This is a genomic window from Pantoea sp. GM01 (assembly GCF_000282675.1).
GTDB lineage: Bacteria > Pseudomonadota > Gammaproteobacteria > Enterobacterales > Enterobacteriaceae > Pantoea > Pantoea nemavictus.
On sequence record NZ_AKIU01000025.1, the window covers coordinates 104,955 to 118,662 of the forward strand.

9 protein-coding genes are annotated in these 13,708 nt (G+C 59.5%); 4 read left to right on the forward strand and 5 right to left on the reverse strand.

Annotation, left to right across the window (positions count from 1 at the left end):
- Positions 1-15 precede the first annotated feature (15 nt).
- Positions 16-1,632 carry a (2,3-dihydroxybenzoyl)adenylate synthase gene (locus PMI17_RS04715; protein ID WP_007886653.1) on the reverse strand — a complete coding sequence of 539 codons (1,617 nt, stop codon included), beginning with the start codon at positions 1,630-1,632 and terminating at the stop codon, positions 16-18.
- 10 nt (positions 1,633-1,642) lie between these two features.
- The gene (locus tag PMI17_RS04720; protein WP_007886657.1) at positions 1,643-2,824 is read right to left on the reverse strand and encodes an isochorismate synthase; all 1,182 of its coding nucleotides are present in this window, start codon (positions 2,822-2,824) and stop codon (positions 1,643-1,645) included.
- Positions 2,825-3,000: 176 nt separating this feature from the next.
- On the opposite strand from PMI17_RS04720, the gene fepB reads away from it, so the two are divergent.
- Positions 3,001-3,966, forward strand: a complete 966-nt coding sequence (gene fepB, locus PMI17_RS04725) for a Fe2+-enterobactin ABC transporter substrate-binding protein (protein ID WP_007886658.1) — start codon at positions 3,001-3,003, stop codon at positions 3,964-3,966.
- Here the strand turns inward: fepB and entS are convergent.
- A complete protein-coding gene (gene entS, locus PMI17_RS04730) occupies positions 3,961-5,211 on the reverse strand; it encodes an enterobactin transporter EntS (RefSeq protein ID WP_036620261.1) in 1,251 nt (416 codons plus the stop codon). The two genes, fepB and entS, sit on opposite strands and share 6 nt — an antisense overlap.
- Before the next feature lie 141 nt (positions 5,212-5,352).
- Here entS and fepD point away from each other — a divergent pair, with 141 nt between their 5' ends.
- The 3 genes from fepD to PMI17_RS04745 are packed head-to-tail and all read left to right on the forward strand — an operon-like array spanning position 5,353 to position 8,116.
- Positions 5,353-6,342 (forward strand): Fe(3+)-siderophore ABC transporter permease, encoded by a 990-nt coding sequence (gene fepD, locus PMI17_RS04735; RefSeq protein ID WP_007886661.1) that lies wholly within the window; start codon positions 5,353-5,355, stop codon positions 6,340-6,342.
- Positions 6,339-7,322 carry an iron-enterobactin ABC transporter permease gene (gene fepG / locus PMI17_RS04740; protein WP_007886663.1) on the forward strand — a complete coding sequence of 328 codons (984 nt, stop codon included), beginning with the start codon at positions 6,339-6,341 and terminating at the stop codon, positions 7,320-7,322. The genes fepD and fepG overlap by 4 nt, the downstream gene beginning before the upstream one ends.
- The gene (locus PMI17_RS04745) at positions 7,319-8,116 is read left to right on the forward strand and encodes an ATP-binding cassette domain-containing protein (protein WP_007886666.1); all 798 of its coding nucleotides are present in this window, start codon (positions 7,319-7,321) and stop codon (positions 8,114-8,116) included. The genes fepG and PMI17_RS04745 overlap by 4 nt, the downstream gene beginning before the upstream one ends.
- Positions 8,117-8,400: 284 nt before the next feature.
- Here the strand turns inward: PMI17_RS04745 and PMI17_RS04750 are convergent, their stop codons facing one another.
- Positions 8,401-12,312 (reverse strand): enterobactin synthase subunit F, encoded by a 3,912-nt coding sequence (locus tag PMI17_RS04750; protein WP_007886667.1) that lies wholly within the window; start codon positions 12,310-12,312, stop codon positions 8,401-8,403.
- Positions 12,297-13,526: an enterochelin esterase gene (gene fes, locus PMI17_RS04755; protein ID WP_007886674.1), complete on the reverse strand. Its 1,230-nt coding sequence runs from the start codon at positions 13,524-13,526 to the stop codon at positions 12,297-12,299. The genes PMI17_RS04750 and fes overlap by 16 nt, the downstream gene beginning before the upstream one ends.
- Positions 13,527-13,708 lie beyond the last annotated feature (182 nt).

Below are 13,708 nucleotides of genomic sequence, written 5' to 3' on the forward strand. Positions count from 1 at the left end.
ATTCTCCGGAACAGGTCACGCTTGCGCTTGTTGATCGGCAAGCTGTTGGCGTAAACGTTTTTTATCCACCTTGCCGACTGGCGTCAGCGGCAGGGCATCTACGCAGGTAATACGGTCAGGTAATTTGAACTCGGCGACGCCCAGTTCACGCAGATGACGGCGCAGCGCCACCGCTTTAATCGGCTGGCTGGCGACGATAAAGGCACAGCTCTTTTCACCCATCAATTCATCGTTCATCGACACCAGCGCGGCGTGGATCACATCCGGATGGCGCTGCAGCAGATTTTCGATCTCTTCAGCTGCGATCTTCTCGCCACCGCGATTGATCTGATCCTTTTCGCGCCCTTGCACGGTGATATAACCCTGCGCGTTGATCTCAATCAGATCGCCGGAGCAGTAAAAGCCATTGGCGTCGAAGCTGGCGGCATTGTGTTCTGGGCTCTTGTAGTAGCCACGGAAGGTGTAAGGCCCGCGCGTCATCAGGCGACCGATGGTGCCGGTTGGCAGCGCATTGCCATGCTCATCCGCTACCCACACTTCATCGTCCGCAGAGATTGGGCGGCCTTGCGTGGTGAGAATGGTGTTCTCATCGTCGCCAAAGCGGGTGTAGTTCACCAAACCTTCGGCCATCCCGAACACCTGCTGCAGCTGACAACCAATCTCGCGCTGAATGCGTGCCGCCAGAGTTTCACCCAGTTTGGCGCCGCCCACCTGAATGCGTTGCAGCGAGGCCAGCTGTTGATTGCTGCCCCATTCCTGAATCGCCTGTAACCACAGGCTCACTGCCGGCGGCACCAAACCGGTATCCGTCACCTGATGCTTTTCAATCAGCGGGAAACACAACGTAGCGCTGGGATCGGCGGCCAGAATCACCTGTCCACCCGCGTAAAATACGCCGAGTGAACCGGGTGAACTCATCGCAAAGTTATGCGGGGCGGGCAGGGCGATGAGATAGCGCGTATCGGCGGTTACCTCACAGATCTCATCACTGGCGCGGATGCTGTAGTAATAGTCGTTGTGGGTGCGCGGAATCAGCTTCGGTGTACCGGTGCTGCCGCCGGAGAGCTGGAAAAACGCGACTTCATCGGCGGCGGTTGGCGTGGCGACGAAATCACCCGCGGCTTCCGCCATCAGCGCTTCCAGCGTGTTTTCCGGCTGGTTGTCATTACGCAGAATCACCTGCTGCAGCGAAGGCTGCGCGGCGCAAAGGGCGCTGATAAAGGTGTCGTCAGCAAACAGTGCATGGGTGCGATCGGCAATCAGCAGCTTAGGTTCGATCTGCGCGGCATAGGCGCTGAGTTCGGTACGCTGATGGCTGAACAGGGCGAAAACTGAGGCTACGCCGAGCTTAAACAGTGCGAATACCGTGACATAAAAATCAGCCACATTGCCGAGCTGTACCAGCGCGGTATCGCCATTCTGCAAGCCGCGCCGCTGCAGCGCGGCGGCCAGATTGCTGCTTAGCACATCCATGTCGCGATAGCTGATTTGACGATCGCCATCAATCACCGCAATGGCATCGTTGTGCTGATGACGCGCCAAAATATCGGTCATCGGCACATCCAGCCAGTAGCCTTTTTCGCGGTAGCGCGCGGCCAGATCGTCCGGCCAGCGAGTATAGGGAATGCTCATGCTCTTTCCTTTATTGCAGTCCAAAGGCGCGCAACATGGTATCCAGCTTCACGCCGGTTTCGCGCCATTCTGATTCGGGTTGGGAGTCGGCCACAATGCCCGCGCCGGCAAACAGCCGTACACGCGTGCCATGCACGGTACCGCAGCGGATGGTGACGACCCATTCGCCATTGCCTTCGCTATCGCACCAGCCGACGATGCCGCCAAACAGTTGGCGATCAAAGGGTTCCAGCTGCTGAATCAACTGTTGGGCACGTTGATGCGGAAAGCCGCTCAGCGCCGGCGTTGGATGCAGCAGGCAGGCCAGCGACAGGGCGTTTTCGCGCTCGTCCTGAACTTCGCCGTCGATTTGCGTCGCCAGATGCCACAGCGTAGCGGTGGTGATCAGCGAAGGCGTGGACGGTACCGAGAGCAAACGGCTGCGCGGCTGCAGCGTGGTACGCATCGCGTCGGTCACCAGTTTGTGTTCATGGCGATCTTTGCTGGAATCCATCAGCGTGTTACCTGCCGCGCGATCCTGCTGCACATCGCCATGATTGCGCCGCGCAGAGCCCGCCAGTGGGCAGGAGCTGAAATCGCGCCCCTGTTTACGCAGCATCAGTTCCGGGCTGGCACCGATCAGCGCACCGCCTTGCGGCAGCGGCAGATGGAAATGGTAGCTATTCGGGTTCTGCGCAATCACGCGCTGCATCAGCGCCCCAGTATCAACCGGCTGCTCAGTGACGATATCCATCAGGCGCGACAGCACCACTTTATCGAGATCGCCGCGCTGCGTGGCCGCTACCGCATCTGCCACCATATCGATAAAGACATCGTGGTCCGGCACCGGCGTGCGGCGACGCACCTCAGGCAGATCGCTGATGCCTTGCGGCAGTGCGTTTTGCAGGTCGTCACGATTAAAGGTCTGATAAGACTCGGGAATAAACAAAGCCGCAGGTTGGCTGACATCGAATGGAATCGCGCCGACCAAAATCGGATTGGCGATGCCCTGTTTTTTCGCGGCGTCAAAGTGCTGACGCAGCTGTTGTTGGAAATCACCCTGCAGCGACGCGGCGTCATGTACCGGCGTGGTAATAGTGGTATAGCATCCTTGCGTTGCCAAACTGCGCCACGGCGAGGTAAACAGGAAACCACGGCTTAGCGCGGAATAATCCTTCAGCCAGGCATTTTCAAACGTGGAAGATTCCACCATAATTTTCACCTATAAATGATAAGATTATTAAGAATGATTATCATTTTTATTATGGGCCTGTAACCTACGTCGATTGGGCAAAAGTGTCAATCCATTCGCGGGATTTCAGCTGCGTTTAACCGTAATCAGGTGCGGAAGCCAATCAGGGCAATATGCTAAAAAGTGGACCAAAACTTATGAATAAATGCGGTTTTTGGGGTATTGCAGCCCTATTGTGTGTTTTCCAGACGTTCGCCAGCGTCGCGCACGCCGAACAAGCCTGGCCGCGCACCGTTCAGGGCGCTAACGGACCGCTCACCTTAAGCAAAGCGCCGCAGCGCATTGTCTCCACCAGCGTGACACTGACCGGATCGCTGTTGGCGATTGATGCGCCGGTCATCGCCTCGGGCGCCACGGCCCCCAATAGTCGCCTGGCCGACGATCAGGGTTTCTTCCGTCAGTGGAGCGACGTGGCCAAACAGCACCAGCTCAAACGCCTGTACATCGGCGAGCCAAGTGCCGAAGCAGTTGCAGCAGAAGCGCCGGATCTGATTATCGTCAGCGCCACCGGCAATGATTCCGCCATCAAACTCGCCGACCAGTTCTCTGCCATTGCGCCGACGCTGGTGGTCAACTATGACGACAAAAGCTGGCAGGATGTGGTTACGCTGCTAGGCCAAGCCACCGGCCACGACGTGCAGGCTGCACAGCGTGTTAAAGCCTTTGACGATCGCGAAGCGGCGCTGAAGAAAGCTATCACGCTGCCACCGCAGCCGGTCTCCGCCATGGTGTGGAACGGTGGAGGACGTGCGGTCAACCTGTGGACCGCCGCCTCAGCGCAGGGCAAGCTGCTGGAACAACTGGGTTTCACCCTGGCGATGCCGCCGGCAAGTGTGGCGCAGAGCCACAGCATGGGACAGCGTAAAGATATCGTTCAGCTATCGGGTGAAAACGTCGCCAGCGGCCTGACGGGTAAAACCTTCCTGCTATTTGCCGCCGACGATAAAACCACGCAGTCGGTGCTGGGCAATCCGTTCCTTGCACAGAACGCCGCAGTACAAGGCAAGCAGGTTTACGCGCTGGGTGTTGATTCGTTCCGTCTCGATTACTACAGCGCCAGCAATCTGCTGGCGCGTCTGGAAAAACTGTTCGTTAAATCATGATGCCTGTTCCGCCAGCTCCGGTGCTGGCGGATGATAACGACGTAAACGCCCCATCATCAACCACATCCCGATGCCCAGCAGCGCCGCCGCAAAGCCAAACACGGCGGCGGCCTGCGGTGGCAGCAGCCATGAACCCATCGCACCAATCACTGCCGCACCTATCGCGTCGCCGGTGACGTTCTGTGCCGTCCACAACCCGTTGATACGGCCTAGCAAATGATCGGGTGTTAGCGCCTGAATCATTGCGTACTGCACCAGGCTATTGATGGCGCTGAAGTAGCCGAAGGCCACCAGACAAGCTAACGCCAGCGGCAGATTCGGCATCAGGCTAAACAAGCCAAGGGCGATAAACGCCGCAATCGCGCTGCCGAGCACCAGCTGTCCCGGACGTGCAGCGTGCTTGAGTTTACCGCTGGTGAAGGCGCCCACCGCCGCACCGAGCGGCACTGCGGCGTAGAGCAAACCCAGCTGGTCAGCACTCACTGACCAATGGGGCGCGAGTGCGGGATAGAGCACCCGCACTGCGCTGGCTAAGGTCACCAGCGCACCAATCAGCGCCACCATGCCGACAATCGGGCTGGCAAAGAGAAACTGCACGCCAGCGGCGAGGGATTTGAGCGGATGTTCGCGCGGCTGCGGCGGAGGCGGCAAGTTCGGTAATTTTAACAGGGTTAGCACCGTAAGCAGCGTGCCGAACGCGGCGAGTCCGTAGTTCCAGGTCACGCCACCGTGGGCAATCACCAGACCGGCAATCGCAGGTGACAAAATCGAGCCAAAGCGCACCGTTAACATGGTGATGGCTCCGGCCTGCATAATATTTTCCCGCCCCACCAGCGCGGGCGTGGCGGCTAACAGTGCAGTGACGCCGATCGCCCCGAAGAAACCATCCCAGAAGCCCAGCAGATAAACGGCGATTAACGAAGGTTCCGGCAGCGCCGCATTGATCGCCAGCGCGATAAAGCCCAGCCCGCAGGTTGAACGGGCGAAAAGAATCAGCTTCTTACGCTCATGGCGATCCGCCAAAACGCCGCCGGTCAGCAGACCAATAAACATGCCCGTAGCGGCCAGCGTCACCGCCAATCCCACCAGCAGCGGTGAATTTGTCATGTGCTGGATCTGCACCGGAACCGCGACGGCAAGCATGCCGAGCGCGACAATCGAGATAAAGCGCGCAATAAATACCGCGCGAAAAGCCGGATGGGTTTTCAGCAGTGAGAGATCGATAAAGTGGGATGATTTGTTCATAGGTTCGCCTTTTTGCACCAATTTTCCTCATCGTCCGCGAGGCGAGTCATGGTAACATAGCTAAACGCGAGTAATAACGATAACCATTATCAAGTTGCATCGCGCATGCGACGACGTTGAACAGTGAAGGTTTAGAACGCTATGCGCCAGATCCGTGCATTGGCAGGCTCAGGGATTCTGCTCTTGCTCCTCATCGCGCTCAGCTTAATGCTGGGAGCAAAATCAATACCGCTTCCCGATGTTTATCATTCGCTTACCTCCAGCTGTAATAGCGCGGAGTGTGTGATTGTGCGTGACGCGCGCTTGCCGCGCACCCTGGCTGGTTTGCTGGCGGGCGTGGCGCTCGGGCTGGCCGGTGCTTTGATGCAGAGCCTGACGCGCAACCCGCTGGCCGATCCCGGCATTCTCGGCGTCAATGCCGGTGCTGGTTTCGCAGTGGTGATTGGCATTGCGCTGTTTGGTGCAGATTCGCCGGTAGATTGGCTCGGCTTCGCTTTTGCGGGCGCACTGCTCTCTTCGTTGCTGGTGGCATTGACCGGTGCGATTGGCGGTGGCCGCGTCAATCCGGTACGTCTTACGCTGGCGGGCGTCGCGCTGGGCGCAGTGCTGGATGGGCTGACGTCTGGCCTTTCACTGCTCAATCCTGACATCTATGATCACCTGCGTTTCTGGCACAGCGGCTCGCTGGATATCCGTAACTTTACCGTGCTGCGCACACTGTTTCCGGCGGTGCTGGTGGGCAGCGTGGTAGCGATTTGTCTGTCGCAGGCGCTCAACAGCCTCAGCATGGGCGGCGATATGGCCACCGCACTCGGTACGCGCGTGGGGCGGACCCAGCTGCTTGGCCTGCTGGCGATTGCGCTGCTGTGCGGTGCTGCGACGGCGGCGGTGGGGCCAATTGCCTTTGTCGGTCTGATGACGCCGCACTTTGCCCGCTGGCTGGTGGGCAACGATCACCGCTGGATGCTGCCGGCGACGGCGCTTATCACGCCGATTCTGTTACTCGCCGCCGATATTCTTGGCCGCCTGCTGGTGGCGGGGGAGCTGCGGGTTTCCATCGTCACGGCAATGCTCGGAGCGCCGATGCTGATTGTACTGGTGCGCCGCAAACTGGGCCGGGGTGCGCTATGACGCGTCGAACCTGGTTACACGCGCTATGGCTGCTGCTTTGCTGCGCAGTGCTGGCGTATCTGGCGATGACGCGCGGGGCATTGCAGATTAGCGGCGAACAAATCGGGCAGCTGCTGCTCGGTCAGGGCGCCGGTAACGTCAAACTGATCGTGCTGGAGTGGCGCTTGCCGCGCGTGCTGATGGCGCTGCTGATTGGTGCCGCATTAGGCATCAGCGGAGCGATTTTTCAGTCGCTGCTGCGCAATCCGCTCGGCAGTCCGGATATTCTCGGCTTTAACACCGGCGCATACAGCGGCGTGCTGGTGGCGCTGGTGCTGTTCAATCAAAGTGTAACGGCGATGACCGGCGCGGCACTGATTGGCGGCATCGCCACGGCGGCGCTGGTGTACCTGTTTGCCTGGCGCAACGGGGTGGAAACCTTCCGGCTGATTATCGTTGGTATCAGCGTGCGCGCGCTGCTGATGGCGTTGAATTCGTGGCTGATTATCAGCGCCTCGCTGGAGTCGGCGCTGAGTGCCGGCTTGTGGAGCGCCGGATCGCTTAACGGGATTACCTGGGCGAAAACGCCGCCGGTGATTGCCGTGCTGCTGCTGGCATTAGTGCTGATGGCGCTGCTGGCGCGGCGTATGCGCCTGCTCGAGATGGGTGACGATACCGCCAATGCGCTTGGCGTGCCGGTGGAGCGCAGCCGGATGTGGCTGATGCTGATTGGCGTGGTGTTAACGGCAGCATCAACGGCGCTGGTGGGACCGATTTCGTTTGTCGCGCTGCTGGCGCCGCAAATTGCACGGCGTCTTGGCGGCGGTATTAAAGGTGCATTGCCGCTGGCAGCGCTGTGTGGCGCGTTGTTGCTGATTGCCGCTGACTTCGCCGCACAGCATCTGTTCCTGCCTTATCAATTACCGGTTGGCGTAATTACCGTCATCCTTGGTGGACTTTATCTGATGGCTTTACTGGTGCGGGAGGCGCGACGCCAATGATCGATATCCCTTCACGTCTGCGTGGCGAAGGTTTGACGCTGGGCTACGACAAAAAAGTGGTGGCAGAAAATTTATCGGTAGCGATTCCCGAAGGGGAGCTGACGGTGATTATCGGCCCCAACGCCTGCGGAAAATCGACGCTATTACGTACGCTCAGCCGTCTGCATACCCCACTGAAAGGGGAAGTCTTGCTGGATGGCGAAGCGATTGCGCGCTATCCGACCAAAGAGGTGGCGCGCCGCCTTGGCCTGCTGCCACAGAGTTCGAATGCGCCTGCCGGCATTAGCGTCACGGAGCTGGTGGCGCGCGGGCGTTATCCGCATCAGGCGCTGTTTGGTCGCTGGCGCGCGGAAGATGAAGCTGCGGTGCAACAAGCGATGCGCGCCACGGGCGTGTGCGATTTAGCGCAGCAGTCGGTGGATACCTTATCGGGCGGGCAGCGTCAGCGCGTGTGGATCGCCATGGTACTGGCGCAGGAAACGCCGCTGCTGCTGTTGGATGAGCCGACCACCTGGCTGGACATTACGCATCAAATTGAGTTGCTGGAGCTGATGCAGGAGCTGAATCAGCAGCATGGTCGTACGCTGGTGGTGGTGCTGCACGATCTCAATCACGCCTGCCGCTATGCCACGCACTTGATTGCGATGCGTTACGGCAAGATTGTCGCCGAGGGGAAACCGGCGGAGATCGTGACGCCAGCGTTGATCGAGCAGGTATATGGTTTGCGCTGCGTGATTGTGGAAGATCCGGTGGCGCATACGCCGATGATTGTGCCGCTGGGGCGCGGGCGGTAGTTAAGTAAGGTGCACGCTGTCCCTCACCCCAACCCTCTCCCGCAAGCGGGCGAGGGAGCCGCCCGAGCGAAGCAAAATTAAGTGCTCGAGCGATTTCAAAGTAGTGTGCGTATCTCACCCCGATCTGCGATCGGTTCCCTCTCCCGCTTGCGGGCGAGGGAGCCGTCCGAGCGAAGCAAAATTAAGTGCTCGAGCGATTTCAAAGTAGTGTGCGTATCTCACCCCGATCTGCGATCGGTTCCCTCTCCCGCTTGCGGGAGAGGGCTAGGGTGAGGGAAACAGCGCTACTTCAGCAACCGCTGCAACAGTGGCCCAATCTGCTCAAACATTTGCGGTGAAATGATCTCCACGTGGGCGCAATCCATCGGCCATACCTCTAGCTCATCCACATAGGGTGCCCAGGCACGACGCGCATCTTGTCCCGGCTGCTGCGTCTGCTCGGCGAGGAACAGCGTGGCGCGACCGTTAAAACGCGCACTGCGCGCGGTAGCCAGCAGGCGCACTGAACTGGCGTAGTTAGCCTCGATGGTATCAAACATCGCGCGCATCTCTTCACCGGCCTGATGGCGCTGTGCAGCGATAAACTGCTCGCGTTCGCGATTCACCTCTTCCAGCACCGCAGGATCCAGCACGTTCTCGCCGCGCTTCTCATCCCAGTTTTGCGTTTCTGGCGGCCAGGTATCCAGCAAGCCAAGGAATGCGACCTCTTCGCCCGCCGCTTCCAGCCGTGCTGCAATGCCTTGTGCCAGCGTGCCGCCGAGTGAATAGCCGAGGAAAGAGTAAGGCCCGTGCGGCTGCACCTCGCGCAGGGTGTGCAGATGCGCCTCGCACACCTCATCCAGATGCGTGCTCTGGTTCAGCGGGCTGTTGATATCCGGCGACTGAATGCCGATCAGCGACCAGCTCGGATCGAGATAGCGTTGCAAGATGCTGAACTGCCAGGCAAAACCTGACGCCGGATGGAAGCAGAATAGTGTTGGGCCGTTGCTCTGACGCAGCGGCAGCACCGCTTCGAAGCCAGCCTGCTGATGTGATTGTGCATCACTGAGCAGTGTCGCCAGTTTCTCTACCGTCGAGGCCACCATAATCTGCCCCACTGAAACCGGCTGTTGCAGCTCGCGACGCAGCTGCGCCGCTAAGCGCATCGCCAGCAGCGAATGACCGCCAAGGGCGAAAAAGTCATCCTGCGCGCTGATGGCATCGCGTGCCAGCAGCTGGCAGAAGGCATTTGCCAGCGTGGTTTCCAGACCAGCGTAGGGGGCACGTCCCGCGCTGGCACTGGCGGATTCTGGCAACGGCAGCGCTTTGCGATCCAGCTTGCCATTGCTGCTGAGCGGGAAAGCATCAAGCTGCACAATGGCAACGGGCACCATATGCGCGGGCAAGCGTTGCGCAAGCGCCTGACGTAATGCTTCGCCATCAACCGGCTGCGCGGCTAGCACGTAACCCACCAGCTGGCGTGCATCACCCTGTGCTGCCGCGCCGACCAGCACCACGGCGTGCGTTACCGCTTGCTCAATGCCCGGCTGGGCGCTGAGCACATGATCAATTTCATTCAGCTCGATACGCTGACCGCGAATCTTTAGCTGATCGTCGCTGCGGCCGAGATATTCCACCGCACCGTTATCCAGCCAGCGCGCCACGTCGCCGGTGAGGTACATGCGCTCGCCGGGGCTGAAGGGATCGGCAATAAAGCGGCTGGCAGTAAGATCGGGACGACCAAGATAACCATGCGCCAGCTGTACGCCGGTTAAATAGAGATCGCCCGCGATGCCCGGCGGTACCGGCTGCATGCGGGCATCGAGGATGCGCAGCCCGGTGTTCCACACCGGGAAACCAATCGGCACGCTGGCCCCTTCGACGGCAGCCAATGCATCACCAAACGCCGGATACCAGCTGACATCCACTGCGGCTTCGGTTGGACCATACAGATTGTGCAACGGCACTCGCGTCAGAGTTTCCCACTCGCGAGACAAGTCGGTCGGCAGCGCTTCACCGCTGCAGAACACGTTGCGCAGGCTGGCACAGCAGGCAATCGCCTGTTGATCATCAAGGGCCGCGACAAAGGCCGCCAGCATCGAGGGTACGAAATGCGTGGTGGTGACTTTGTAGCGGGCAAACAGTTGCTGCAGTGCTTCAGGATCGCGATGCGCCTCTGGCGGCGCCATCACCAACTGCGCGCCGACCAGCAGCGGCCAGAAGAATTCCCATACTGAAACATCGAAGCTGCTCGGCGTTTTTTGTAAAACCACATCATCGGCTTGCAGCGGGTAGCGATCCTGCATCCACAACAGGCGATTGACGATGGCTTCATGGCCTACCATCACCCCTTTAGGACGGCCGGTAGAACCTGAGGTGTAGATGATGTAAGCACCATCCTGCGGCGTCGGCGCGCTGGCCGGTTGTGGCGCAGTTGGCGTGCTATACAGCGCATCAAAATGCAGCTGATTGACCGACGCGATGGCGCGAAAGCGCGCGCTGAGTGCCGCGCAGGTGATCAGCGTTTTCGGTGCGGCATCTTCCAGCATCAGCTGCAGGCGATCGTCGGGATAGCCGGTATCGAGTGGTAAATACGCGGCGCCAAGCGAAACAATTGCCTGCAATGCCAGCGACAGCTGCACTGAGCGCGGCAACGCTACCGCGACAATATCGCCGCGCTGCACGCCTGCGGCAGTCAAATCCGCCGCCAGCGAAAATACCTGCTGTTGCATTTGGTGATAGTTCAGCTGGTGCTGCGCATCCGCGAGCGCCGGGGCATCCGGCGTACGTGTCGCCTGCTGGGCCAGCAGCGAGGCCAGCGTTTCTGCCGGCAGCGGATAAGCGGTTTGGTTAATCGCGGTAATCTGTGCGTGTTCCTCAGCGGTGAGCAGATCGAGTTCGCCACACGGGCGATGCGGTTGCTCTGCCAACTGATTCAGCAGCAAGGCAAAGCGGCTGGCGTGACGCTGCAAGGTCTGTTCGCTGTAGCGCTCGGCATTGGCCAGCAGCTCAAGGGTTAATTCACCTTGCTCACTGATATAGATAGCGATTTCCAGGTCGCGTACCGGTCCGGAAGCCAGTTGATGGGTGATGCCCTCAACGCCGGCGAAATCGAGCTGGTAATCAAACATTTTCAGGTTGATCACCGGACCGTAAAGCGGATCGCCATCGCCAAGACGACCGAGATCGCGCTGCACCTGTTCGGCGTCATAGCGCTGATGACGGCGCATCTTTTTCACTTCACCCGCCAGCTGCGCGGCGAGGGCGCTCAGTGGCTGCGTGGGATCGTAATGCACCGCCATCGGCAATACGTTGATCACTGGACCGGTAGCGCACAAGGCGGCGGAACCGATACGACGCATAAAGATGAAGCCGGCGGCAAAGTCGTTTTGGCCGCTGAGACGTGCCAGCCACAGCGCAACAAGGGCGAAGGCAAGATCGGCGGCGCTGGATTGCGGGTGCTGCTGCACCAGCGTTTGAAAGGTGCTGCGATCCAGCGTCACGCTGTGGCGAAGTAGATCGGTGCTGGCGGTTTGTCCGGCAAGCGGTAGCGGCGAGAGGGACGCCGGTGACGGCAGCGCCGCCCCTTTTTCGCGCCAGAACTGGCTGTCACGCGTGAACGAGGAGGATTCGCGATACCGCTGATACTCTTCAACCACCTCGCTAAACGGGATAAACGGCGTCGGTTCGGCCGACTGCTGGTGCACTGCGGCGCTATAGAGGTTAGCGATGCGGCGCGTCAGTGCGGTAAAGCTGAAGCCATCCACCACCAAATGGTGATAGCGCTGATACCAGAACCAATGCTGCTCGCCGAGGCGGAACAGGCAGTGATGCCACAGTTTTGCGCCGCTCAGCACGCGCAGATCGCTGTTCATATCTTCGCGCATCAGCACGCGTGCTGTGGCGACGGCATCGGCCTCGCCGCGCAGATCGATAATCTGCGGCGGACTAAATTGTTGTGGCTGGAGCCACTGCAACGCTTCGCCTTCCACTTCGCCGAAGGCCATGTTTAGCGTATCGGCTTCCTGCATGCCCGCGACAATTGACTGGGCGAGTAAGGCGCTATCAATGTCGCCGCGCAGCTCGACAAAGTGCGCTACCGCGTAAGCGTTGCGGTGCGGGGACAGCTGATCGGCAATCCAGATACCGGGCTGTGCCGCGACTAACGGCAGGGTTTGTTGGTCAATCATAGATTTATTCATCAGGGATTCGGACATGGATGCTCCGGTTGATTCAACAGGGCTTGTAAGCCACTCAGCAGGCCACCGCGCCAACAGAGCGCGTCATGCCCGCCTTCCACCGGCTGGTAATGCACCTGATAACCGGCAGCGTGCAGTTGCTGCTGTAACTGTTGATTAGCTTGCAAAATTAAGCCTTCGCGCTTGCCCGCTTCCAGCCAGAAGCGCAGCGGCTGGCGTGGTGTAAGGCCACTCTCCAGCGCCTGTAGCAGCCAACCGTGCGGATTGCCGCGTTCCGGCCACCAGAAGGAGCCGGAGAGGCTGAGCGCATTGCCAAAGGTTTCCGGCCAGTGCAGCGCGGCATATACCGAGGCGAGGCCGCCAAAACTTTGCCCGGCGACGATGGTGCTATCGGCCTGCTGGCGATAGGGTACTGATTGGGCAATCTGCGGTAGGAGTTCTTGCTGGAGAGCTTGCCAAAACTGCGCATTGCACGGCAGCTCGCGGCTGCGGTGGTCGCGGTCGATGATATCGATAAACAGATATACCGCAGGCGGCAAGGTGCCGGCATCGGTAAGCTGCTGCAGCGGCCCGGCAATCGGCATGTTGTGCGCCCAGAATTGCCCATCCAGCAGGATCGCCAGCGGACGCTGCGCGGGATTGGCGTCGCCGGTGGTGTAAATCCATACCTTGCGGCTGTTGCCCAATATTGCGCTGTGCCATTGCTGCTGTTGCAGCTCCACGGCTGGCGCCGTGCCCTTATCTACCGCTTGCCATACCTGCTGATTCGGGGCCTGCGGCAGATGCAGCGGTGAGACACTCATGCCACGTCCGCCAGACCAGCCGCGTAAATCATTCAGCGGATCGGCCTGTGCTGTGGGGAATTTATCGCGCCACCAGTTGCGCAGCGAAGACATGTCGGCTTCACCAGAAAAGTCGGTGGCCTGTTCATCGGGCATTAAACAGTAGCTGCCGCGCCAGTTAGCCGGTAGCGAAGTCTGCCAGTACCAGACGTTAGTGCCCGTCACGCGCATCAGCGACTGTGGTGGGCGGCGCTGGTGGTGATCGGTGACGCCGGTAATGTTGATCCATACGCGCTGGGTCGACGATTGTGTTTCATCACCTTGCGGGTCGCGCCAGAAGAAGGTGACCTGACATTGGCCATCGTCTGCTAACTCAATACGGGGAATCCCCTGGGATTGTTGCGCCTGCCACCAGGCTGCACTGCCGGTTACATCATTTCGCCAGGTCATAGGGCTGCCAGTCGGTGTTTACGCGGAGATTTACATAAGCTTGATGAATAATACTATTGATAATAATTTGCATTTGCAATAGGGTGACTGCGCTCAAAAATGAGCACGCTCGTTCCGCCTGATGCTTACCGTTCGGTAAGGTTGCGCTACGGATGGTTTGAAGGGTCTGGAACTGGGCGCGA